We start from the raw sequence: 20956 nt of genomic DNA, 5'->3' as shown, positions 1-20956 counted from the left end.
CGGCGTTGCCGGACAGCGAATGGGCATTGACGGCACGCAAGCGACAGTCCGGTGGTAAAAACTTTGCCGAGAAGGAAAGTAGTATTGAACGACCAACATATCGACGAGGTGACCCGTGACCAGGACATGGCAATTCAAGGCGACAACGCTGCTCGGCTACGTGGCCGTGCTTCTCATGACGCTGCTCACGTGCGCAGAGGAAGCACGCCTTGCCGGCGGACTCGCGCTGCCGCTGTAACGGCGCCTCAGTACGCCAGGTTCAAGCGGCGGTACAGGAAACCCAGCACGAACAGGGGGCCGATCAGCAGGAAGCGCAGGTCGTCGAAGAACGACGGCTTCTTGCCTTCGATCATGTGGCCGATGAACTGGCCGATCCAGGCCAGCACGAAAATGGCGATGCACAAGGGCAGCACGGTAATCGGTGGCAGCGCGGCCAGGACGCCCAGCATGAGCAGCGCCATCAGCAGCATCCCCGCCGCGAACGGGCGCGACAGCTTCCAGTAATACGCCAGGCTGGCCACCACGGCAATGACGGCGACCAGTGGATGGATCCACCACAGGATGCCGAGCAGCGACAGCATGATCAGCGGCACGCAGACAAAGTGGATCAACTCGTTGGTGGGATTGCGGTGGCTGTCGCTGTACTGCGCCAGCAGCGTGTCGATGGTGCGGTGGGTGGTCATTGCGGTCTCCTCGTGTCTGTGCACTTTGAACCGATTCTACACCGAAGGTTTGCCGCTACAATTCAAGCATGTCCTCACTCACCGGCCTCGCCCCCGTCCTCGACGCCAACACCCGCATCCTGATCCTCGGCAGCTTCCCCGGCGCCGCCTCGCTGGCCGCCCAGCAGTATTACGCCCATCCGCGCAACCTGGCGTGGCGGCTGATGTCCACGCTGGTGGGCGAGGACCTGGTTGCGCTGCCGTACGACGAGCGCCTGCCGCGCCTGTTGGCGCATGGGGTCGGGCTATGGGACGTGCTGGGCGGCTGCGAGCGTGAGGGCAGCCTCGACTCGGCCATCCGCAACCCGGCGGCCAACGACTTCGCCCGACTGCGCCAGTTGTGTCCGAAGCTGCACACCGTCGGCTTCAACGGCCAAGCCTCCGGCAAGTTCGCCCCGCAGTTCGCCGCCGCGGGGTATCGGACGGTGGTGCTGCCGTCGTCGTCGCCTGCGCATGCGGCGATGTCGTTCGCGGACAAGCTGCGGGCCTGGCAGCAGCTCACCCCTGCGGCGCCACCCACACCAGGTTCCACAGGTGACCGTCCAGGTCCTCGAAGCCCTGGTCGTACATGAACCCGTGATCCTCGGGCGGGTGCGGCGTGCGCCCGCCGGCCGCGACGGCCTTGGCGATCAGGCTGTCCACTTTTTCCCGGCTTTCGCAGCTGAGGCAGATGATGACCTCATTGGCTTCCTTTGCCTGGGCCAGCGGCTTGTCGATCAGTGAGCGGAAGAACTCTTCCGTCATCAGCATGGCGTGGATGGTGTCGTCCACGATGTTCATGTACGCCGTGCACTCGCCGCTCCATTGCTCATTGAAGCCGAAGCCGAGCGCCGTGAAGAATGCCCGGGATTTGTCCAGGTCCTTGACTGCCAGGTTGAAGATGATCTGCTTGTTCATGCGGCCTCCGTGGTTGACTACCCTGACGACGAACGAGCATGGCGCGGATCGACCCGCCCTCGCAATATTTTTTCGCCGACGCGAATCCTTTTCGCCCAGCCGCCCCTCCTAGTCTTGCAAGCTCGGCAATCCGGCCGTACGCTGCAATACAAAGGAGCAATCATGGCGAAGTTGAGGAACCTGACGGGCAAGGCAAGGGCGCTGCGAGCCGCGGCAGGCGGTGCGCTGATCGTCGCCGCAGCGGTGGCGTGGCAACACGGCACCACCGCTGCCGCCCTGGCGCTGGCCGGCGCGGGGCTTGGGTCGATCCTGTCGGGACTGCTGGGCTTTTGCCCCGCGTGCGCACTGGCGGGCCGCTGCCGCCTGCGCGGGACGGAGAATTGACCATGCGTATTCCCGAACAGACGTTCGCCGCTGCCCAGGCCGGCGACCCGGTCGCGCTCGAACGCCTGCTGGTGCAGTTGCGGCCCGACATCCGGCGCTATGCCGCGTACCAGTGCAAGCGTTCGTCCGCCATCGACGACGTGGTGCAGGAAGCGCTGATCATCCTATACCGCCGCATCGGCACGGTCCGCACTGCCTCCGCGCTGGGCGGCTGGCTGCTGCGCGTCGTCGGGCGGCTGTGCATGCTGCCCGCCCTGATGTTCATGAAAGGCGTGGAGGACTTGCGCGGCGTCGAGGAATCCGCGCGCTTTGCCCGCATGCCCGTCGACGAACTGCGTGTCGACCTCGTGCGCGCGCTGGAATCGCTGCCTGCCGCACACCGCGAGATCGTGCTGCTGCGCGACGTGCAGGAGATGACGATCCGCGCTATCGCGACCCATCTTGCGATTACGCCGGAGGCGGCGAAGAGCCGGCTGCACCGGGCCCGGGCGTTGGTGCGGGAATATCTGCTGGCAGGGGAGGCCGCATGAGCGCTTACCAGCAGAGCGGCGACCTGGCGTTGGCACGCGACCTGATGGCGCTGGCACCCGTCGAAGCGCAGGCGTTCCTCGGCCTGAAGGCGGCCGCGGAGCGGGGCGACGGCGTCATTCCGGAAAAGTACCGCGAACTGATCTCGATCGCCGTCGCGCTGACGACCCAGTGCGCTTACTGCATCGACGTGCATGCCGACAATGCGGCAAGGGCCGGCGCCACCCGGGAAGAAATTGCCGAAACGGCGTTTATCGCGGCGGCGCTGAAAGCGGGCGCGGCGGTCGGGCATGGGTTGCTGGCGCTGCGCCTGTTCGACGAAGCGAGCGGCCGCTAACGCCTGTTACCACGCGCCGAATACCCGGTCCAGTGCGGTCTGGACAGCGAACTGGTGCTCCTGGGCCGTGCCGGCCTTCTGCTTCAGTTCGCTGACGGGGATGGCGCCCATCTGTGGCGTGTCGAGGAAGCAGTCGGTGCCCTCGACGTTGATGACAGGGAACAGGTCGGCGGGTGAGGTCGCCGCCGGGAATCCCGCCAGCGCCCGCAATGGAATGACGAGCCGTGTCGCCAACCCGCTGATCACGTTGCTCTGCACTTCGAGCAGGTAGGGAATGGCCGCCTTGTTGCGGCCGGGGTTGTGATACAGGTCGAAGCGCGCCATCAGAAGGCGCGCCATTCCTGCAGCGCCACGCCTTCCGCTTCCACGGCCTTGTTATAGCTGGCGATGAACTCGGCATGCTGCGCGTTCCAATGTCGCTCCTTCAGCAATTGGATGTGCTCGCGCAGGCTTTGTTCGCACACCTGGGAGATGTTGATGCCGAAATCCTTGGCTTCCAGATACACGTCCGCCGCCAGCGTGATGTTGGTGGCTTTCTTGGCGGGCGACTTGGGAGGCTCCGCAATAAGGTAGGGGTTGCTCATATTGACTTCCTATGCGCATGGGATATGCGCGTCTTTATGTGCATTGTACTATGAGGCCACAATGGGGTTCTGATCTGGCGCACAGGAGCTGCGCACGCCTGCGAGAAGGTTCGACAACAAAGCTTCAGTCTGTACCACTTGTGCGTACTCGCCGTCGAGGTTTGCCAGGGCCATCCAGTGCACCTCGTCGGCGCTGCGCGCGTGGCCTGCGAAGTCGCGCTTGGCGAAGGCGAACGTCGCGTCCGCCACCACCTGCGTCGCAAAGCCCAGGTTGCCCGCGGTGCGCGCGCTGGCCTCCACGGAGTTGTTCGTGCTGACGCCCACCATGACCAGGCGGGAAATGCCGCGCACGTGCAGCCAGCGTTCCAGGCCGGTATGGATGAAGCAGTCAGGGACGTTCTTTTCCACCACGTGTGCCGCCGCCAGCGGCGCGAAGCGCGGCTGGAATTCGGCGCCGGGTTGCCCGGGCCAGAACGGCGAACCGGGCGTGCGCGAAATATGGCGAACGTGGACCACGGGGGCGCCTGCTGCACGCCAGCCGTCCAGCAGGCGGGCGATGTTGTCCTCCGCCCCCGGATTGTTGCGTTGGCCTGCGGCCGGGGCGGCCATGCCCTGTTGCATGTCGATGACGATCAGTGCGGCGTGTTGCATGGGTTCTCCCGATGAGCAAGCCGCCATGGTATCAGGTGGGGGATCGGACATCACCGTCATTCAGCGACGGGCCCTGATGCGTTCGCCATCGCGTCCGACGCATTGCGTGACGAGCATGCGCCTGCACATCGCGTGGACGGGACTGTCGTCCAGCGCTATTGGCGAATACGGCCGCGCTGTCGGGGCTACAATCTGCTCGGAAGCCGGCACGCCCGGCTTCAATTTGAAGAAACGTATTCGAGAACATGACCGATAAAAACAAAAACCTCAGCAAATTCCTGTCCCTGATCCTGCGCCACGCCCCCGACACGGTCGGCCTCGCGCTGGACAAGAACGGCTGGGCCGACGTCGCCACGCTGCTGGAACGGGCGGCCGCGCACGGCAAGCGCATCACGCTCGAGCAGTTGCAGGAGGTAGTGGCGACCAACGACAAGCAGCGCTTCGCCTTTAGCCCCGACGGCCGCGCCATCCGCGCCAGCCAGGGCCACTCGCTGAAGAGCGTGGACCTCGAACTGGCGCCAGCCGAGCCGCCAACGATCCTCTACCATGGCACGGCCAGCCGTTTCATCACGGCGATCCGGCAGGGGGGACTGAAGGCGCAGTCGCGCCGCCACGTGCACCTGTCCGCCGAGCGAGCGACCGCCGTCAGCGTGGGCGCGCGCTACGGTGTGCCCGTGGTCCTGTCGGTGCGCGCCGCCGACATGCACGCGCAAGGTCACGTGTTCCACCGGTCCGACAACGGCGTCTGGCTGACGGACGCGGTGCCGCTGCGCTTCATCGATTTCCCCTGAATACAACGCCGGCAGATTGGTTTGTGCGCCGCACAAAGACCTGTGCTATACTACGTCTGTCGATGAGGCCACTAGGCTTCGACGGCCCCTCCAGGTGACGCAGGGCTGCGTGTGTAAAGCCGCGCTGCGAATTCCACGACGAGGGTTGTCATACCAGACATTGGTCGAATTACACATTGGCCGCACCACGCAGATAGCATGGGCATCCAAGGCATCCGCACCACGCAGATAGCATGGGCTGGAGCAGCGATTCAAGCATTGGCATCACATTGAAACGAAGCCCGCAGTCAGCGGGCTTTTTTTTCACGCTTTTACCCCCATATCGGTATGACGCAGCACCCGGCACCAGACGGCGTCCGGCAATGGCGCAACGCCACTTACGAAAGGGAATATGGCTAAAGAAGAACTGATTGAAATGAACGGCCTCGTTACCGAAATCCTGCCCGAGATGCGTTTCCGCGTCGACCTCGATAACGGCCACAAACTGGTTGCATACACTTCGGGCAAAATGAAGAAGAATCACATCCGCATTCTTGCGGGTGACCGCGTGACGCTGGAACTGTCGCCCTACGACCTGAACAAGGGCCGCATCGTTTTCCGCCACATCGAGAACCGGGGCCCAGCGCCCAGCCATCAGGCACGCCGCCGCTGATCGCGGTCGCAGCCGGTAGACTTTCCCAGTACGGGACCACGAAAAACCGCCGCGGCATGTGCCGCGCTGCGGCTTTTCGTCGTTAACGGGCGCTCATGCCCAGCCGCTTATGCCGCGCTGGGCGCGGCCTCCAGCAGCGGCCGCGTCACGGCAAACTGGGTCGTCAGGAATTGCGCGATCTTCTGCTGGGTGGCCGGCAGATACGGGATGTTCATGTGGTCCGATTCCGGCACGATTTCGTCCTGGTGCACGCGTGTCATGCGCGCAACCAGCTGGTCGGTATGGGAATGCGGCACGATGTCGTCTGTGGCCGCGCGCAACACGTAGGTCGGGGCCCGCAGCAGCGAAGCATACTTGACCGACTCGAAGCGGTGCCGCAGCACGAAGCTGACGGGCATCACGCGGAACTTGCGCTGCGCCAGCGCGAGAATGGAGTCGTACGGCGTGATCAGTACGACGGCATGGGCCGGGCGCCCCTTGGCCACCTGCACCGCGACGCCCGAACCCAGGCTGCGGCCCACCACCGCGACCCGCTCCGGATCGACGTTGTGCCGCCCGCACAGCCAGTCGAACAGCATGCAGCCGTCCTCCACCATGTGTTCCTCGCCGGGCACCCCGCGCGAATCGCCATAGCCGCGGTAATTCATCGCCAGTACCGTCATGCCTGGGAACAGGGTGCCCGCATCGCGCGCCACCCACGATACTTCCTCCGAGCGCCCGCCGAAGTAGACGACGGCCGGATGGGGGCCGGGGCCGTGCGGCGTCATCAGCCAGCCCGCGAGCCGGGTACCGTCGCTGGCGCGCAAGACGACGGCGCGCGTGCGGTGGCCCGTGCTGCGCGGGCTTTGCACCTCGCGCACGAGGGTCGGATTGAACAACAGCTTGCGCTGGCTGGCCGCGATCATCGACACCATGCTGGCCCAGAGAAGGCCCGCGACGCCGGCGGCGGCCGCTACTTTTCGGGATGTATTCATGAGTAAAGTCTACTCCCGAACCCGGCGGCGCGTGTGGGGACTGTTGCGGTTTTATGTAGGAAATTGTCGCTTGGGTTAGGTGACTCACACAGGTCGATGCAACCCGTGGTGTCAGCACGATACCCGGGGCGGGAGCGCCCCCGGTATGGTGCCTGACACCGGCGCTTGGACTTTTGCGCCTAGTGCTGGCGTGACTTCAGCCGATCCAGCTTGGCGGCGTACAGCTCGTGGTCCTTGCGCGTCGTGCTGGCGTTCTTCGCCAGGCGCATGTGCTTTTCGGCGGCAGCCATGTCGCCCAGCAGGTAGTGGGCCGCGGCCAGCCAGAAGTGGAATTCGTGGTACGTGCCATCGCGCCGCAATTCGCGCTGGAACAGCTCGCGGGCGCGGCGGTAGTCGCCCGCCTGCATCGCCTCGCGGCCCTGGTTGAAGTAGCGGAACGGCTGCTCCGGCTGCAGGCGCGCCAGTTGCGCCTTCAGCACCGCGGCCTCGTCGCCGCGGCCCTGGTTCTCGACGACCTGCGCCAGGTTCGACAGCGCCATGGCGTTGCGCGGGTCGCGGCCCAGCGCATAACGCAATGTGTGCTCGGCCTGGGGCAGGTTGCCGTGGCGGCGGTAGACGACCGCCAGCGTGTTGTAGACATACAGCAGGTTCGGGTCGGCCTGCACGGCGCCGCGCGCCCACCAGTAGGCCTCGACCAGTCGTCCCCGCGCCAGCGCCTCGGCGGCGCGGTTGTTCATGAACATGGCAACGACGGTGTGACGGCCGATGGGGATGCCTTCGCGCTGGCGGCCCTCCGGCGGCGGCAGGAAATCGATGACGGTGTAGGCATCGGCATCATAGCCGCCCGGCGTCTCGCGCTGGATACGGCCCAGCTTCAGGTTGACGTGGCCGCTGTTGAAATAGATCTCGCCGCTGCGGCTCCAGCTGTCCTCCGTCGGCACGCTCTGCAAGACGACGGGAATATCGAGCTCCTCGGCCAGCGCGGCCGTCATGATGACGAGCGACAGGCAGTTGCCCTGGCGTGCTTCAAAGGCCTCGGCCGCGGTGCGCGTCAGCGCCGAGTCGTATTCCAGCTGCAGCTGGTCGCGCCGGTACAGTGCATCGAACAGCGCGCGGCGGATTTCCTTGCCGCGCCGGTCGCGCGACACGGCTTGTGTGTAGGCCCGCATCGCTGGCGTCAGCGCGAAGATCTGTGCTTCCGTAGGGAGCGCGACGGCGGGCTGGAACAGCGCATCGGCAAACAGGGCAGGGGGCGGTGCCTGCACCCGGGGCGGACTGGCGCAGGCGGTCAGCAGCAGAGCAAGGCACAAGGCCAGGCACGCGGCAAGCACGTGGCGGCACGGTGGCGGCAAGGATGGATACTTCATGGCGCATCTCCTTCGAGCCCAGTATCCTCCCGCCACCGCGCGCTGTCAAAATGCGTTCACGCGGTCGCGCGAACGCGCCGGCATCAGCGTCCCGGCAGCACCAGCACTTCCAGGCCGGACGGGGTGTCCGGCGCGTGGTAGACGCGCTGCGTGGCCTTGCGGAAGTCGTCCGGCGAGGCTTTCGGAATATCCGTGAACGTCTGCGGGTTCAGGTCGACCAGCGGGAACCAGGTGCTCTGCACCTGCACCATGATGCGGTGGCCGCGGCGGAACGTATGGTTGACGTCACCCAGGTGGTAGTTGACCGCCTCCACCTTGCCCGGCACGAAGGGCTCCGGCTTCTCGAAGCTGTTGCGGAACTTGCCGCGCAGCGGATTACCGCGCACCAGTTGCTGGTAGCCGGCCAGCTTCAGCGTGGGCGGTGGCACGTCGTTGCCGCGCGCGCGCTTCTCGCTGGCCGGGTATTCGTTCGGATAGACGTCGATCAGCTTGACCACCCAGTCCGCATCCGTACCCGTCGTCGACACGAACAGCTTTGGCCGCACCGGGCCCGCGATCGTCACGTCTTCTTCCAGGGGCTCGGTCTGGTACACCAGCACGTCCGGCCGGGTCGATGCGAAGCGCTGGTCCGACACCATGAATTCCCTCGGCACCCCGGTGGCCGGGTAGCCGATGTACGGCACCGGCTTCTTCGGATCGCTGACGTATTCGTCGTAGCCGGTATCGGTGGCGGGCTGCGTGGCCGGCTTCTGCCAGCCCAGGCCACCGTTGGCGCCGAAGTACAGCACGCGCGGCTTGGCCTGCTGCGGCGGCCACGCCGTGTACTGGCGCCAGACGTTGCTGCCGGTCTCGAACGCCGTCACCTCGGCGATCGGTTTGTCGGGCTTGGCGCCTTTCAGGTGCTGCTCGAAGAACGGGAACTGGATGCGCTTGCGGAAGTATTCGCTCGTCTTCGTGTCGAACTGCACGTGGCCCAGGCGCTTGCCGTCGCCGCGCGCCCAGCCGCCGTGTACCCACGGGCCCATCACCAGGCCGCTGAACGTGCCGGGATTGTTGCGCTTGATGGCCGCATAGGTCGTGAACGGGCCCTGCGCATCCTCGGCGTCGAACCAGCCGCCCACGGTCAGCACGGCCGCCTTGACGTTCTTCAGGTGCGGTGCGATGTTGCGGCTTTTCCAGAACTCGTCGTAGGTCGTGTGCTCGATGGTGGGCTGCAGCAGCACGCGCTGCTTCTCCGTCAGGCTGGACAGGATGTTCGACAGGGTCAGGCGCTGCAGGAAGTAGTCATAGCCGTCCGCCACGCCGTAGTCGAACTGCGCCCAGGTTTTCGGCAGCGGGGTCGGGTTCTGCTCCTCCGTGAAGGAGGAGTAGAACCCGAAGTTCGCCGCCAGCATGAAGGCGCCACCATGGTACGAATCGTCGCCCATGTACAGGTCCGTCACGGGCGCCTGCGGCGACGCGGCCTTGATGGCCGGGTGCGAATCGATGATGCTGGCCGACGTGTAGAAGCCGGGGTAGCTGATGCCGTGGATGCCGACCTTGCCGTTATTGTTCGGCACATGCTTCAGCAGCCACTCGACGGTGTCGTGCATGTCCTGGCTCTCGTTGCCTTCGCCGGCGGCGCGCTGCGCCTTCGCATGCGGCGTCATTTCCTGCCACTTGCCCTCGGACATATAGCGCCCGCGCACGTCCTGCTCGACGAAGATGTAGCCGCTGTCCTCGAACTCGCGCGACGGCCCGATCGTGTCCGGCATGAAGTCGACGCCGTAGTGCAGCTGGTCGTCGTCGCCCTCGACGCCCGCGCTGTACGGCGTGCGCTGCAGCAGGAACGGGTAGCTCTTGCTGCTGTCCTTCGGCACGTAGACCACCGTGAACAGGCGCGTGCCGTCGCGCATCGGGATGCGGTATTCGTACTTCGTGTAGTGCTCGCGCAGGCTGCGCTTGGTGTCCTTGGCTTCGTCGGCTTCGGCATCGGCACTGCGGGTGGCGGCGGCGGCATGGGCGGTCGTGCCGGCGGCATGGGTCGTGCCGAAGGCCAGTGCCAGCGACAGCGCCAGCAGGGAAAGGTGACGGGGCATGGTGTCCTTCAATCTGAATACATGGGCTTGGGTAGATGGGCAAGCCGCCAGTGTAGCCGAGATTGAAAGAAGGTTTGATAACGTTCAGCGCGTCCGCGTAGCGGCGCGCAGCCGCTCCAGCTTGGCCGAGTAGAGGTCGCGGTCTGTGCTGGTCGTGCTGCCCGCCAGTGCCCGGCGCAGGTGTTCGTCGGCCGCGCGCAGGTCGCCCAGCTGCGCCGCCGCCTGCGCCAGCCAGAAATGGAACTCGGCGTGATGCGGATCGCGCCGCAGTTCCCGCTCGAACAGGCGCCGTGCCCGCACGTAGTCGCCCGCCGCCATGGCTTGCCGGCCCAGGTCGAAATCGTGGAACGGCACCGGCTGCGCCGCCTGCAGCAGCGCCAGGCGCGCCTGCACGGGCGCCGCATCGCCGGGCCGGCCCGCCGCCTGCAGCAATTGCACGAGGTTCGACAGCATCATCGTGTTGTCCGGCTCCCGGTCCAGCGCATGGCGCAGCGCCGCCTCGGCCAGCGCGTGGTTGCCGTGGCGCTGGTAGACGATGGCCAGCGTGTTGTACGCATGCAGCAGGCCCGGGGCCGCCCCGATGGCATTCCTGGTCCACCAGTAAGCGTCGTCCACGTCGCCCCGCGCCAGTGCCTCGGCGGCGCGGTTGTTCATGAACATGGCGGTGACGGTGGCGCGGTCGATGCGTTCGGCGCGGCGCAGGCTGGCCGCGTCCGGCGGCATGAAGTCCACCAGTTGCCACACCTCCGGGTCGTACAGCGGTACCGTGTCGCCGGACTTGCGCCTCAGCAGCAGATTGACGTGGCCCACGTTGAAATACAGGCTGCCGGTGCGGGTCCACGCATCGGCCGTCGGCACGCTCTGGAACACGACGGGAATGCCGGCCTCCTCGGCCAGCGCGGCCGTCATGATGACGAGCGACAGGCAGTTGCCGTGTCGCGCCGCGAAGGCCTCGGCGGCCGTGCGGGTGACGGCGGCATCGTAGTCGAGCTTCAGGTCGTCGCGCCGGTACAGCGCATCGACCAGCGCCTGCCGCGCTTCGTTGCCGTGCCGGTTGCGCCGCACCTCGGCCGCGTAGGCCTGCATGGCCGGCGACGGCGCGTGGATGGCGGCCGCGTCCAGCACCTGGCGGGGGGCGCGGAACAGGCTGTCGTCGAACAGGTGTGCGGGCGCTTGCGCCCTGCGCAGGTCGGCGCAGGCGCTCAGCAAGACAGCAAGGAACACCAGCACCAGCCGCCGCATCGTCACCTCCAGGTGGATGCGGCCAGTATCCGCCGGGGCGGTGGGCGTGTCAAAGCCCGGCCATGTGCTGGCGCAGCAAATCAGCCGGCGTGGCGCTCGACGACCGTGACGTCGCTAATGCCCAGCGTGGCCAGGGCGTCGCGCACGTCGTCCACCTCGACCTGCAGGTCGCTGCCGAGATCGAACGGGCGGTCGCCGCTGGCGAGCAGCCGGTCGCCAGCCTTGAGCTGCACGCGCAGCACCATCTCGCCGCCGACGTCGGCCGGGGCGATGACGGCCGTGGCAGGTCCCCCATGCGCGGCCAGGGCCTGGCCCAGGGTCGCCATCAGCGCCAGCATGGCCTGTTCCGCCATGCCCTGCTGGCGCGCGCCGAAGAACAGGTCCTGGTAGAGGAAATTCAGGCGCAGGCCGCGTTCGCGCGGCGCCAGGCAGCGCGCCACCAGCGGCGCGGCATCTTCCGTCCACTGGCGGTAGCGCGCCATGCGCGCGTCGAACCAGGCTTCGGCGCCCGCTTCGTCTTCCGGCACGGCATAGAACGGATCGTCGGCGCGCTTGAGCGAGAAGCCCACCAGGAAGCGCAGCTCGACGGCTTCGTCGGCGGTGCCGAACGTGGCGCCGGACCAGCCGGCGATGCTGCGCTGCAGGGCCGGGGCTTCGGAGACTTTCTTGTCGGTGAGGGCGCTGGCCGCCTCGCGCGCCATCGTGTGCAACTGGCTGTAGGTGATGCGGCTGGCCTCGGCGGCATCGTAGGCATGGCGCACGATGACCAGCTTGGCCCGTTCGCTTTCCAGGCCGGCGCTGCGCAGGCTGGCCAGCAGGGCGTCGTAGGCTTCCTCGTCCTGGAAGCCTTCGGCTTCGACCAGGCCGCCCTGGCTGTGCACGAAGACGGGAATGGCAAAGGCGTCGATTTCCTGGGCGGGGGCGCCTTCGCGGCGCAGCGTGACGCTGGCGGCGGCTTCCTCGACGGTGGCGCGCAGCAGCTGGTAGGCGCCGACGTCCTCGTGGCTGGCCACGTCGATGGCGCCATACAGGATGTCGTCCTTGTGCTGGGCCAGGTAGCGGCGCACCAGCCGCGCCAGTTCGAGTTCCTTCTGGGCCAGCTCGTCGCCCAGCGTGTCCGCTTCCTCGCGCTCGGCCAGTTCGAGCGCCAGGCCGCACAGGGCGGCCATCAGCACTTCTTCCTTTTCCTCGGCGGGCGGGGCGGACTTGCGGGGGACGGGGCGTTTATTCTTGGGCATGGCAGCTTGGGCGGGTGGATCGTGGCGCCGATTCTACCCGATGCACGCAGGTGCCTCTGCGTCCGTTCAGTGCTCGATATGGAAGGTTTCGTGCAGTTCGTCGAGCAGGTCTTCCGCCTCGTCCACTTCCAGGCCAAGGTGGCGGCAGGCGGGTTCGCCGCCCTTGTCCCACTCCAGCGAGGCGCCGTTGCCGTGGTAGCGGGCGATGCCGCGCTCGGCCAGCACGGAGGCGGCGACCAGCGAGCGGATCGCGTCGTCGGTGGCTTCGTCGTCCAGCACGGCGTAGTCGTGGTGGTGCAGGATCGCCCACGAGACGTCCGGCGACAGTCCCCAGTTGCGCGCCAGCAGGCAGCCGATCGCGGCGTGGTTGGTGGCGTGGCGGTCGTCCTCGATGGCGGTAAAGGAACGGTCGCCGTCGTTGGATGCCAATGCCAGCGTGTCGGCGTAGTCGGTGAAGCGGTCCAGCAGCAAGGGCACGCCGATGTCGCAGAACAGGCCGAAGGTATGCGAAATGTCCGGTGGCGCGATGCGCAGCCGGCGCGAGATGAACACGAGGGCCTGGGCGCGCCGTGCCGACGTGTCCCAGAACTGGTTCAGGGCGCCGTCCTTGCCGTCGATGGCCTGGCGGGCCAGCAACCCGGTCAGCAGGGCCGCGCACTGGTTGATGCCGAGGAAATTGATCGCCTGTTCGACCGACTTGGCCTTGCGCGTGGCGCCGAAGAATGGCGAGTTGGCCAGCTTCAGCAGCGCGCCGGACATGCCGACGTCGTTGCCGATGATGCGGGCGATGCGGCGCGGCGACGGATCCTCATCCGCCAGTTCGCGCTGCAGGTCGACCAGCAGGCTGGGACGGGGCGGAATGCGGATCGAGCGCAGCAGGGCATCCTCGACGGAGGAGTCCTTGGCGGGGGCGTGGGCGGCGGCTGTTGTCATGATGGCTTGTCAGGAACTGCGTAGCCGACATTATCGCCTGTTTCGCTGCGGCAAGAGTGTTTCGGCACGCAAAAATCTTCGAATTCTGTGTCTATTTTTGCGCAACTGCGCGCTTTTGATGGCGAAATGACAGCCATGCTTGCCAAGCTGGCAAAGGAAACCGGTGCTCCCGGCCACCGGGGCGCGCTGTACGGCAGGGCCACGCTACAATCCGCCCATGTCTACTCTGCTGGCAGGAATTGATTTCGATGCACCGTCCGAGGAAGTGGCCCGCCTGCTGATCGGCGTCACGCTGCTGGTCGACGGCATCGGCGGGCGCATCGTCGAAACGGAAGCCTACGACCGGGAGGACCCCGCCTCGCATGCCTTTTCCGGCCCCACCTTGCGCAACGCGTCGATGTTCGGCCCGGCCGCGCATACGTACGTCTACCGCTCCTATGGCATCCACTGGTGCCTCAATTTCGTCTGCCGCGAGGCGGGCCACGGTGCCGGGGTGCTGATCCGCGCCATCGAGCCCGTCGTCGGGTTGGACACGATGCGCGCCCGGCGCGGGCTGGAGGAGGCGAAGCTGCTGTGTTCCGGCCCGGGCCGCGTGTGCCAGGCGCTGGCCGTCACGCGCGAGCACAACGGCCTGTCGCTCGCGGCGGCGCCGTTTGAACTGCTGCCGCGCGCGGGCGACGTCGACGTCGTGGCCGGTCCGCGCATCGGCATCTCGAAGGCGATGGACGTGCCGTGGCGCTTCGGCTTGCGCGGCTCGCCCCACTTGAGCAAGCCATTCAGGACGCCCGTGACCTGAGTTGCACAGCATGGCCGGTATCGCCGGCCCGCTGGCGCGGCAAGGCGCGCAGCGGGCTGCCGGGCGCGCGCCGCTCGGCATCGACGATGCCATTGTCTTCCTCGTCCGCTGCCGCGGGGCCTTGCGTCGCCACCGCATCGAACTCGAATACCGCCACCGCCCGCGACAGGTTGACCGCCTGGTCCTGCAGGCTTTCCGCCGCCGCTGCCGCCTGCTCCACCAGTGCCGCGTTCTGCTGCGTCACGTCGTCGATCTGGCCGACGGCGGCGTTGACCTCCGCGATGCCTTGCGCCTGTTCGGCGCTGGCGGTGCTGATGCGTTCGATGATGTGGTTGACCTGCCGCACGGAGCCGACGATGTCGCCCATGCTGCTGCCGGCCAGGCTGACCGAGGCCGCGCCGTCGTCGATGGTGGCGACCGACGCGGCAATCAGTTCCTTGATTTCCTTCGCGGCGGCGGCCGAGCGCTGGGCCAGCGTGCGCACCTCGGAGGCGACGACGGCAAAGCCGCGTCCCTGTTCGCCCGCGCGGGCCGCCTCGACGGCGGCGTTCAACGCCAGGATATTGGTCTGGAACGAGATGCCGTCGATGACGCCGATGATCTCGACGATCTTGCGCGAGCTGGCGCGGATCGATTCCATCGTCGTCACGGCCTGCGCGACGGCATCGCCGCCTTTTTGCGCCAGGTCCGTCGCCGTCGCGGCCAGCCGGCAGGCCTCGCGTGCGTTGTCCGCGTTCTGGCGCACGGCGGTCGTCAGGTGTTCCATCGCGCTGGCCGTCTCCTCCAGCGAGCCGGCCTGGCGTTCCGTGCGGTTCGACAGGTCCAGGTTGCCGCTGGCGATTTCATGCGCGGCCGTGTCGATCGACTGCACGGCGCCGCGGATCGTGCGCAGCGTGCCGCCCAGGTTGGCGATGCTGCGGTCCAGCACCCGTGCCGTCTGCGCGATTTCGTCCCGGCCATCGTTGGCCCTGCCGCTGGTCAGCCGGCCCGCCGCCAGGCTGCGCACCACGTCGGCAATCGCCCGGATATCGCGCAGCAGCACGGCACGCACCCGCATCGACACCAGCAAAGACAGCGCGACCGACAGCAGGCACAGGCCCGTCATCGTCTTGCCCAGCTGGCGAAAATCTGCGCCCGCGCCGGCGTAGGCCGCCTCGCTGAGCGACTTCTCCAGCGCCGCCTGGCGCCCAAGCGCTTCATCCAGGCGGACGAACTGCGCCTCCGCCTTCTGCATCGAGTTGGTGGCGATGGCCTGGTCCATCTGCGCCATCTCGATGGTCTCCAGCACCCCCTTGCGATAGGCCGCGAGCGCCACTACGGAGGCATCGGTCAGCGTGCGTTCCTCGGGCGTGGACAGCTGCGCCAGCTTGCGCAGCTGCCGCTCGATGGCCTGGTGGCGATCGTGGATCTGCGTCGTCAGCGCGTCCAGGCGGTTCTTGGCGAAGCTGCCGTTGACCCAGGCCAGCAGCTGGTAGATGTTGGCGTGGGCGAAGCGGGCATCGCCCGCCACCTCGGCCACCGCCTTCAGGCGCGCGGCGCGCACCTGCACGAGATTCTCCATCGACGCGTTCTGGCGCACCATGCCATACCAGGCGCAGGCCGTGATGGCCACCAGCAGGATCAGCACGACGCCTGGCGCCAGCAGCAGTTTGGGTCCGATTCGTAATTTGTTCAGCATGACGACTCCGCCAGTGGTTTCTTTGCAAAGCAGGAAGACTGCCGCGCCGGCCGGGCCGGCGCGGGAAGGGATTTATTTTTTGTAGATGCCTGCTTCCAGCACGACGTCGCCGACCCGCAGGATGTAGGTGGTCTTCGGTTCGATCTTGCCGCTGACGGGATTCTTGTACATGTAGTCGACCCAGCCCTTGCCGCTCTTGGCGGCCAGCTCGATGATCTCGCGGCGGTATTTCTTGCCGCTCGGGTCCGGCACGTCCGTCAGGTCCTTGCCCACGATGGACGGGTTGATGGGGTGGGCCAGCACGATCCCCGTCTTGAGGTCGCGCATGTCGACGTACAGCTCGCCCTGCACGAAGTCAGGGTCCTTGGCGGAGAGCTTTTTCATCAAGTCTTCCTTGCCGTGCGCCTTCATGTAGGCGGCGCCCCGTTCGGCCATCGCGATGGCGTCCTTCTCGGTCGGCTCGGTGGTCGCGAAGGCGCTTGCCATCGCCAGGCAGGCCAGGCTGCCGATCAATGCGTGTTTCATGGAATGTCCCTGGAATGAAGAGGTTGTTTGGAGTTGCCATGAGTAATTTACGCGGCCGATGCCAGCAGGCAATTGAGCCAGCGCAAACTGGGCGACGTTTCCGTGCGGATATTGAGTTGTGGCAACGTGCAGCCAGCGCCGTTGCCTACGATGTGATATTTCCAGCCCCCGTCAGTCAGGAGATACGCAATGTCGAACCCGAAATTCAAGCCCTACACGCGCCAGAGCATCCGCCAGGCGCGCCAATGGCAGTGGTTACCGCCGGACCAGCAGGAAGCGGTGCAGGTGGTGTCGCACGTGATGCCGTTTCGCACCAACGAATATGTGATGGAGCAGCTGATCGACTGGAGCAACGTGCCGGACGATCCGATCTACCGGCTGACGTTCCCGCACCGCGACATGCTGCCCATCGACGAGTACCGCACCTTGCGCGACCTCGTGATGGTCAAGCACGACGACGCGGCCATCGCCGCCTACGTGCACCGGATCCGCATGCGCATGAACCCCCATCCGGCCGGCCAGATGACGCACAACGTGCCCCGCGTCAACGATGCCCCGCTGCGCGGCCTGCAGCACAAATACAACGAAACGGTGCTGTTCTTCCCCAGCGCCGGCCAGACCTGCCACGCCTACTGCACGTTCTGCTTCCGCTGGCCGCAGTTCGTCGGCATGGAGGACATGAAGTTCGATGCGAAGGAAACGGGCGAGCTGGTGGCCTACCTGAAGAACCACAAGGAAGTCACGGACGTGTTGATCACGGGCGGCGATCCGATGATCATGAATACGCGCTCGCTGGCGGAGTTCATCGAGCCGCTGCTGGCGCCGGAGCTGGAACACATCCAGAACATCCGCATCGGCACCAAGTCGGTCGCGTATTGGCCCCAGCGCTTCGTCACGGATCGCGACGCGGACGACCTGCTGCGCCTGTTCGAGAAGGTTGTCGCCGCCGGCAAGAACATGGCCATCATGGGCCACTATAACCACGCGGTGGAGCTGCGCCAGGACATCGCGCAGCAGGCCGTCAAGCGCATCGTCGGTACCGGTGCCACCTTGCGCATGCAGGGCCCGCTGATCCGCCACATCAACGAAGATCCGCACAGCTGGGCGGAGCTGTGGCGCACGGGCGTGCGCCTCGGCGCGATCCCGTACTACATGTTCGTCGAGCGCGACACGGGGCCGCGCGAGTACTTCCAGCTGCCGCTGGCGCGCGCGCACGAGATCTTCCAGCAGGCCTACCAGATGGTGTCGGGCCTGGCGCGCACGGTACGCGGACCGTCGATGAGCGCGTTCCCCGGCAAGGTCGTCATCGACGGCGTGGCCGACATCGCCGGCGAAAAAGTGTTCGCGCTGCAGTTCCTGCAGGCGCGCAATCCGGACTGGGTGCGCAAGCCGTTCTATGCGAAGTACGACCCGGCTGCCACCTGGCTCGATCACCTCAAGCCCGCCTTCGGCCAGGAACGCTTCTTCTTCGAGACGGACGACCAGCCGCAGCACGCGGCGCCGGCGCCGCGCAAGGTCATTCCGATCGGCGCCGCGCGCGAAGGCTGCACCGTGCACGGCAACGCCGCCTGAGCCATGAGCGGCACCAGCGCAGTATGGCGCAGCCGCGAACGCGTGCCCGGCCAGCTGTCCGGCCTTGCCGTGCTGTGCCTCGTGTTCGTGCCGTACGCGCTGGGGCATTACCTGTCATGCCTGCTGCGTACGGTGAACGCGCTGCTGGCGCCGCAACTGATGGGAGCGGCCGCGCTGACCCCGGCCGAACTGGGGTTGTTGACGAGCGCGTACTTTCTCGCGTTCGCGTTGGCCCAGTTGCCGGTCGGCCTGGCACTGGACCGCTACGGACCGCGCCGCGTGCAGTTTGCCATGCTGCTGCTGGCGACCTTCGGCACGCTGGCCTTTGCCGGCGGCAGCACGTTCGGCCAGATGCTGGTCGCGCGCACGCTGATGGGGCTGGGTTTTGCGGGCTGCTTCATGGCGGCCGTGAAGGCCGTCTCGACGTGGGTGGCACCGGCCCGGTTGCCTTCGGTGCAAGGCTACCTGATCGCCGCCGGCGGGCTCGGTGCCGCGTCGGCCACGCTGCCCGTGCGCCTGTTCCTGCAGTTCGCCGACTGGCGCTGGCTGTTCGTGTTCCTGGCGCTGGCGTGCGCCGCCATCGGCTTGCTGATCCTGCTGCTGGCGCCCACGCCGCCGGCGATCGCCAGCAAGCGCCTCGATTGGAAAGTGCTGGCGGACGTCTATCGTCATCCCGCCTTCCGCGAGACGGCCGGGCTGGTGCTGGTGCCGCATACCGTGTTCTTCGGCGTGCAGGGCTTGTGGATCGGCCGCTGGCTCGCGGAGGTGGGGCGCTTCCCGGAGCAGAGCGTGGCGTGGCTGCTGTACCTGGGCATGGCGGCCGTCATCTTCGGCGCGATCTCGGTCGGCATGGTGACGGAGTGGGCGGCGCGGCGCGGTATCGATGCGATCACTGTGGCCGCCGCCGGCGTGGCGCTGTTCGTGGCCGTGCAGGTCGGCATCGTGCTGGGCTGGCGACCCGGCATGGCGCTGCTGTCCGTGCTGTTCATGCTGGTGGGGACGATCACCGGCATCGAATACGCCATCGTCGCGCAGGCGATGCCGCCGGCGTTGACGGGCCGTGCATCCACCTGCCTGAACCTGCTGATCTTTTCCGGCGCGTTTGTCGTGCAGGCCGGCTTCGGCCAGGTCCTGGGACTGTGGCAGCCGGATGCCGCACACCACTATCCGGCCGTCGCCTGGCAGGCCGCATTCGGCGTGCTCGTGCTGCTGCAATTGCCTGGCCTGGCGTGGTTCGCGTGGCGCCGCCGCAGGGCGGCGCTGGCCGGTCCGGTGCCCGAAGTCCCGTGAACGGCGGCGGGCGCCGCCTTGCTCCTGTACAGTCAATACGGTATTCTTGCAATATGTTTAACTTACGCGTCGCGGACAGGGGGAGCGTAATGCTCGCAAGATTGCTCGTCGCGCCGTTTGGCTCGGCATGGAAACTGAAGGAACGCTGTGTCACGACCCGGCGTCCCTTCGTGAAGAAGGTGCTGGTCAATCTTTACGGCTTGTACCAATACGAGAACAACAGTTCCATCGCCTGGAATGCCCAATTTGCGGGGGAGCCGTTTTTCCCGCACGGGCCCAAGAGCATCTTTATTTCCGGCGGGGCCAAGATCGGCAAGAACTGCGTCATCTTCCAGCAGGTGACCATCGGTTCGAACACGCTGGCCGATTCGAAAGGCGCAGGTGCGCCGGTGATCGGCGATAACTGCTACATCGGCGCGGGCGCGAAAATCGTCGGCAATGTCCGCGTGGGCGACAACGTGCGGGTCGGCGCGAATGCGCTGGTCTACAAGGATGTTCCCGCCAACAGCGTCGTCGTCAGCAGTCCGTCGGAGATCATCCAGCGCGAGACGCCACAGGACAACCGCTTCTACAGCTTCCAGGGCCGCTGGGTCTACTGGGAGGATGCACGCTGGAACCCCGTCACCGACGACGGCGTCCTGGCACGCCTGAACAAGCAATTCTGACTGCGCGTTAACGCCGCCGTCGCCACCTGCTCCAGTGCGTGCCGGAGGGGCGTCGCGCGGAACACTGTAGAATCTGCGTTTTGACAGATGCAGTGAAAGCAGGAGAAAGAATGAAACTGGTTCGTTACGGCCGCATGGGCAAGGAGAAGCCTGGCCTGATCGATGAAGAAGGCAAGCTGCGTGACCTGTCCGGCGTGATCGGCGACATCGGCGGCGCGAACCTGTCGGACAAGGCGCTGCGCAAGCTGGCGAAGATCGCGCCCGAGTCGCTGCCGCTGGTGCGCGGCAATCCCCGGTTCGGCGTGCCCGTCGCCGGCGTCGGCAAGTTCATCGGCATCGGCCTCAATTACGCCGACCATGCCGCCGAAGCAGGCCTGCCGATCCCGCAGGAGCCGATCGTCTTCATGAAGGCGATCACCAGCCTGTCCGGGCCGGACGACGACGTCATGCTGCCGAAGGGCTCGAAGAAAACGGACTGGGAAGTGGAGCTGGGTGTCGTCATCGGCACACGTGCGCGCCACGTCAGCGAGGCCGATGCGGAGCAGTACATCGCCGGCTACTGCGTCGTCAACGACGTGTCGGAACGCGAGTACCAGCTGGAACGCGGTCCCCAGTGGGACAAGGGCAAGGGCTGCGACACCTTCGGCCCCGTCGGTCCATGGCTCGTCACGCGCGACGAGGTGTGGGACGTCAACGACCTGGACCTGTACCTGGAACTGAACGGCAAGCGCATGCAGACCGGCAGCACCGCGACGATGATCTTCAAGGTACCGCAGCTGGTCAGCTACCTGTCGCAATTCATGACGCTGGAGCCCGGCGACATCATCGCCACCGGCACGCCGCCAGGCGTGGGCATGGCCCGCACGCCGAAGCGCTTCCTGAAGAAGGGCGACTTCCTGCGCCTGGGCATCGCCGGCCTGGGCGAGCAGCAGCAGGAAGTGATCGGGTTCCAGCAGTACTGATGATTCGGTGACTGACACCTGTTTCGAGCGCTTTTTTCGAAACAGGTGTCTGTCACCCGCACTTCATCGGCTGCTTTTGTCCCGTCAAGG

The 20956-nt window shown here is 66.4% G+C and carries 24 protein-coding genes; 11 read left to right on the top strand and 13 right to left on the bottom strand.

The features are described from left to right. Window positions 1–245: 245 nt before the first annotated feature. Complete coding sequence (locus tag PX653_RS17915; protein ID WP_277414106.1) at window positions 246–683, bottom strand: Mpo1 family 2-hydroxy fatty acid dioxygenase; 438 nt, start codon at window positions 681–683, stop codon at window positions 246–248. A 68-nt stretch (window positions 684–751) separates the two neighbouring features. Here PX653_RS17915 and PX653_RS17910 point away from each other — a divergent pair, with 68 nt between their 5' ends. Then, a complete protein-coding gene (locus tag PX653_RS17910; RefSeq protein ID WP_277414105.1) occupies window positions 752–1294 on the top strand; it encodes a DNA-deoxyinosine glycosylase in 543 nt (180 codons plus the stop codon). Here PX653_RS17910 and PX653_RS17905 read toward each other — a convergent pair. Next, window positions 1221–1619 carry a VOC family protein gene (locus PX653_RS17905; RefSeq protein WP_277414104.1) on the bottom strand — a complete coding sequence of 133 codons (399 nt, stop codon included), beginning with the start codon at window positions 1617–1619 and terminating at the stop codon, window positions 1221–1223. The two genes, PX653_RS17910 and PX653_RS17905, sit on opposite strands and share 74 nt — an antisense overlap. Window positions 1620–1781: 162 nt before the next feature. Between PX653_RS17905 and PX653_RS17900 the strand changes: the two genes are divergently transcribed. From PX653_RS17900 to PX653_RS17890, 3 genes are read left to right on the top strand one after another with little or no spacing between them, the layout of a single operon-like run. After that, window positions 1782–2003 carry a YgaP-like transmembrane domain gene (locus PX653_RS17900; protein WP_277414103.1) on the top strand — a complete coding sequence of 74 codons (222 nt, stop codon included), beginning with the start codon at window positions 1782–1784 and terminating at the stop codon, window positions 2001–2003. Window positions 2004–2005: 2 nt separating this feature from the next. Continuing rightward, window positions 2006–2533, top strand: coding sequence for an RNA polymerase sigma factor (locus tag PX653_RS17895; protein WP_277414102.1), 528 nt, complete (start codon window positions 2006–2008; stop codon window positions 2531–2533). Further along, window positions 2530–2868 carry a carboxymuconolactone decarboxylase family protein gene (locus PX653_RS17890; RefSeq protein ID WP_277414101.1) on the top strand — a complete coding sequence of 113 codons (339 nt, stop codon included), beginning with the start codon at window positions 2530–2532 and terminating at the stop codon, window positions 2866–2868. Before PX653_RS17895 ends, PX653_RS17890 begins: the two co-directional genes overlap by 4 nt. A gap of 6 nt (window positions 2869–2874) precedes the next feature. On the opposite strand, the gene PX653_RS17885 is transcribed toward PX653_RS17890, so the two are convergent. Genes PX653_RS17885 through PX653_RS17875 form a run of 3 tightly spaced genes read right to left on the bottom strand, consistent with a single transcriptional unit; the run spans window position 2875 to window position 4103 of the window. Next, entirely contained in the window at window positions 2875–3207 is a 333-nt protein-coding gene (locus PX653_RS17885) for a CcdB family protein (protein WP_277414100.1), read from the bottom strand. Then, window positions 3192–3452 (bottom strand): type II toxin-antitoxin system CcdA family antitoxin, encoded by a 261-nt coding sequence (locus PX653_RS17880; RefSeq protein WP_277414099.1) that lies wholly within the window; start codon window positions 3450–3452, stop codon window positions 3192–3194. Before PX653_RS17880 ends, PX653_RS17885 begins: the two co-directional genes overlap by 16 nt. Before the next feature lie 48 nt (window positions 3453–3500). Next, entirely contained in the window at window positions 3501–4103 is a 603-nt protein-coding gene (locus PX653_RS17875) for a cysteine hydrolase family protein (RefSeq protein WP_277414098.1), read from the bottom strand. 245 nt (window positions 4104–4348) lie between these two features. Between PX653_RS17875 and PX653_RS17870 the strand changes: the two genes are divergently transcribed. Further along, the gene (locus PX653_RS17870) at window positions 4349–4894 is read left to right on the top strand and encodes an RNA 2'-phosphotransferase (RefSeq protein ID WP_277414097.1); all 546 of its coding nucleotides are present in this window, start codon (window positions 4349–4351) and stop codon (window positions 4892–4894) included. 391 nt (window positions 4895–5285) lie between these two features. After that, window positions 5286–5546 carry a translation initiation factor IF-1 gene (gene infA, locus PX653_RS17865; RefSeq protein ID WP_107140507.1) on the top strand — a complete coding sequence of 87 codons (261 nt, stop codon included), beginning with the start codon at window positions 5286–5288 and terminating at the stop codon, window positions 5544–5546. A 107-nt stretch (window positions 5547–5653) separates the two neighbouring features. Here infA and PX653_RS17860 read toward each other — a convergent pair whose 3' ends face one another. From PX653_RS17860 to PX653_RS17835, 6 genes are all read right to left on the bottom strand, one after another. Continuing rightward, complete coding sequence (locus PX653_RS17860) at window positions 5654–6520, bottom strand: alpha/beta hydrolase (protein WP_277414096.1); 867 nt, start codon at window positions 6518–6520, stop codon at window positions 5654–5656. 179 nt (window positions 6521–6699) lie between these two features. Beyond that, a complete protein-coding gene (locus PX653_RS17855; RefSeq protein WP_277414095.1) occupies window positions 6700–7887 on the bottom strand; it encodes a tetratricopeptide repeat protein in 1188 nt (395 codons plus the stop codon). Between the two features lie 83 nt (window positions 7888–7970). Further along, a complete protein-coding gene (locus PX653_RS17850; protein WP_277414094.1) occupies window positions 7971–9965 on the bottom strand; it encodes a CocE/NonD family hydrolase in 1995 nt (664 codons plus the stop codon). Between the two features lie 84 nt (window positions 9966–10049). Beyond that, a complete protein-coding gene (locus tag PX653_RS17845) occupies window positions 10050–11207 on the bottom strand; it encodes a tetratricopeptide repeat protein (RefSeq protein ID WP_277414093.1) in 1158 nt (385 codons plus the stop codon). Window positions 11208–11287: 80 nt separating this feature from the next. Then, window positions 11288–12445: a DUF2863 family protein gene (locus tag PX653_RS17840; protein WP_277414092.1), complete on the bottom strand. Its 1158-nt coding sequence runs from the start codon at window positions 12443–12445 to the stop codon at window positions 11288–11290. A 66-nt stretch (window positions 12446–12511) separates the two neighbouring features. Continuing rightward, the gene (locus PX653_RS17835; RefSeq protein WP_277414091.1) at window positions 12512–13378 is read right to left on the bottom strand and encodes an HDOD domain-containing protein; all 867 of its coding nucleotides are present in this window, start codon (window positions 13376–13378) and stop codon (window positions 12512–12514) included. A gap of 217 nt (window positions 13379–13595) precedes the next feature. Between PX653_RS17835 and PX653_RS17830 the strand changes: the two genes are divergently transcribed. Next, complete coding sequence (locus PX653_RS17830) at window positions 13596–14174, top strand: DNA-3-methyladenine glycosylase (RefSeq protein ID WP_277414090.1); 579 nt, start codon at window positions 13596–13598, stop codon at window positions 14172–14174. Here PX653_RS17830 and PX653_RS17825 read toward each other — a convergent pair. Next, complete coding sequence (locus PX653_RS17825; RefSeq protein ID WP_277414089.1) at window positions 14155–15852, bottom strand: methyl-accepting chemotaxis protein; 1698 nt, start codon at window positions 15850–15852, stop codon at window positions 14155–14157. The genes PX653_RS17830 and PX653_RS17825 overlap by 20 nt on opposite strands. 72 nt (window positions 15853–15924) lie before the next feature. Next, window positions 15925–16377 (bottom strand): cache domain-containing protein, encoded by a 453-nt coding sequence (locus PX653_RS17820; RefSeq protein ID WP_277414088.1) that lies wholly within the window; start codon window positions 16375–16377, stop codon window positions 15925–15927. A 189-nt stretch (window positions 16378–16566) separates the two neighbouring features. On the opposite strand from PX653_RS17820, the gene PX653_RS17815 reads away from it, so the two are divergent. From PX653_RS17815 to PX653_RS17800, 4 genes are all read left to right on the top strand, one after another. Beyond that, entirely contained in the window at window positions 16567–17949 is a 1383-nt protein-coding gene (locus PX653_RS17815; RefSeq protein ID WP_277414087.1) for a KamA family radical SAM protein, read from the top strand. 3 nt (window positions 17950–17952) lie between these two features. Continuing rightward, the gene (locus PX653_RS17810; RefSeq protein ID WP_277414086.1) at window positions 17953–19239 is read left to right on the top strand and encodes an MFS transporter; all 1287 of its coding nucleotides are present in this window, start codon (window positions 17953–17955) and stop codon (window positions 19237–19239) included. A gap of 89 nt (window positions 19240–19328) precedes the next feature. Beyond that, a complete protein-coding gene (locus PX653_RS17805; RefSeq protein ID WP_277414085.1) occupies window positions 19329–19904 on the top strand; it encodes a serine acetyltransferase in 576 nt (191 codons plus the stop codon). Window positions 19905–20014: 110 nt separating this feature from the next. Further along, complete coding sequence (locus PX653_RS17800) at window positions 20015–20866, top strand: fumarylacetoacetate hydrolase family protein (RefSeq protein WP_277414084.1); 852 nt, start codon at window positions 20015–20017, stop codon at window positions 20864–20866. Window positions 20867–20956: the final 90 nt, after the last annotated feature.

Source organism: Pseudoduganella chitinolytica, assembly GCF_029028125.1.
Taxonomy (GTDB): Bacteria; Pseudomonadota; Gammaproteobacteria; order Burkholderiales; family Burkholderiaceae_D; genus Rugamonas; species Rugamonas chitinolytica.
The sequence above is the reverse complement of the archived record's forward strand: the minus strand, read 5'-3'. Positions and strand labels throughout refer to the sequence as shown.

Excerpts from the sequence above, each read along its gene's own strand:
- PX653_RS17875 (WP_277414098.1), bottom strand. The coding sequence starts at position 4,103 with ATGCAACACGCCGCACTGATCGTCATCGACATGCAACAGGGCATGGCC.
- PX653_RS17860 (WP_277414096.1), bottom strand. The coding sequence starts at position 6,520 with ATGAATACATCCCGAAAAGTAGCGGCCGCCGCCGGCGTCGCGGGCCTT.
- PX653_RS17810 (WP_277414086.1), top strand. The coding sequence starts at position 17,953 with ATGAGCGGCACCAGCGCAGTATGGCGCAGCCGCGAACGCGTGCCCGGC.
- PX653_RS17825 (WP_277414089.1), bottom strand. The coding sequence starts at position 15,852 with ATGCTGAACAAATTACGAATCGGACCCAAACTGCTGCTGGCGCCAGGC.
- PX653_RS17835 (WP_277414091.1), bottom strand. The coding sequence starts at position 13,378 with ATGACAACAGCCGCCGCCCACGCCCCCGCCAAGGACTCCTCCGTCGAG.
- PX653_RS17845 (WP_277414093.1), bottom strand. The coding sequence starts at position 11,207 with ATGCGGCGGCTGGTGCTGGTGTTCCTTGCTGTCTTGCTGAGCGCCTGC.
- PX653_RS17850 (WP_277414094.1), bottom strand. The coding sequence starts at position 9,965 with ATGCCCCGTCACCTTTCCCTGCTGGCGCTGTCGCTGGCACTGGCCTTC.
- PX653_RS17900 (WP_277414103.1), top strand. The coding sequence starts at position 1,782 with ATGGCGAAGTTGAGGAACCTGACGGGCAAGGCAAGGGCGCTGCGAGCC.
- PX653_RS17830 (WP_277414090.1), top strand. The coding sequence starts at position 13,596 with ATGTCTACTCTGCTGGCAGGAATTGATTTCGATGCACCGTCCGAGGAA.
- PX653_RS17855 (WP_277414095.1), bottom strand. The coding sequence starts at position 7,887 with ATGAAGTATCCATCCTTGCCGCCACCGTGCCGCCACGTGCTTGCCGCG.
- PX653_RS17800 (WP_277414084.1), top strand. The coding sequence starts at position 20,015 with ATGAAACTGGTTCGTTACGGCCGCATGGGCAAGGAGAAGCCTGGCCTG.
- PX653_RS17915 (WP_277414106.1), bottom strand. The coding sequence starts at position 683 with ATGACCACCCACCGCACCATCGACACGCTGCTGGCGCAGTACAGCGAC.
- PX653_RS17870 (WP_277414097.1), top strand. The coding sequence starts at position 4,349 with ATGACCGATAAAAACAAAAACCTCAGCAAATTCCTGTCCCTGATCCTG.
- PX653_RS17885 (WP_277414100.1), bottom strand. The coding sequence starts at position 3,207 with ATGGCGCGCCTTCTGATGGCGCGCTTCGACCTGTATCACAACCCCGGC.
- PX653_RS17905 (WP_277414104.1), bottom strand. The coding sequence starts at position 1,619 with ATGAACAAGCAGATCATCTTCAACCTGGCAGTCAAGGACCTGGACAAA.
- PX653_RS17840 (WP_277414092.1), bottom strand. The coding sequence starts at position 12,445 with ATGCCCAAGAATAAACGCCCCGTCCCCCGCAAGTCCGCCCCGCCCGCC.
- PX653_RS17910 (WP_277414105.1), top strand. The coding sequence starts at position 752 with ATGTCCTCACTCACCGGCCTCGCCCCCGTCCTCGACGCCAACACCCGC.
- PX653_RS17895 (WP_277414102.1), top strand. The coding sequence starts at position 2,006 with ATGCGTATTCCCGAACAGACGTTCGCCGCTGCCCAGGCCGGCGACCCG.
- PX653_RS17890 (WP_277414101.1), top strand. The coding sequence starts at position 2,530 with ATGAGCGCTTACCAGCAGAGCGGCGACCTGGCGTTGGCACGCGACCTG.
- PX653_RS17820 (WP_277414088.1), bottom strand. The coding sequence starts at position 16,377 with ATGAAACACGCATTGATCGGCAGCCTGGCCTGCCTGGCGATGGCAAGC.
- PX653_RS17805 (WP_277414085.1), top strand. The coding sequence starts at position 19,329 with ATGCTCGCAAGATTGCTCGTCGCGCCGTTTGGCTCGGCATGGAAACTG.
- PX653_RS17815 (WP_277414087.1), top strand. The coding sequence starts at position 16,567 with ATGTCGAACCCGAAATTCAAGCCCTACACGCGCCAGAGCATCCGCCAG.
- PX653_RS17880 (WP_277414099.1), bottom strand. The coding sequence starts at position 3,452 with ATGAGCAACCCCTACCTTATTGCGGAGCCTCCCAAGTCGCCCGCCAAG.
- infA (WP_107140507.1), top strand. The coding sequence starts at position 5,286 with ATGGCTAAAGAAGAACTGATTGAAATGAACGGCCTCGTTACCGAAATC.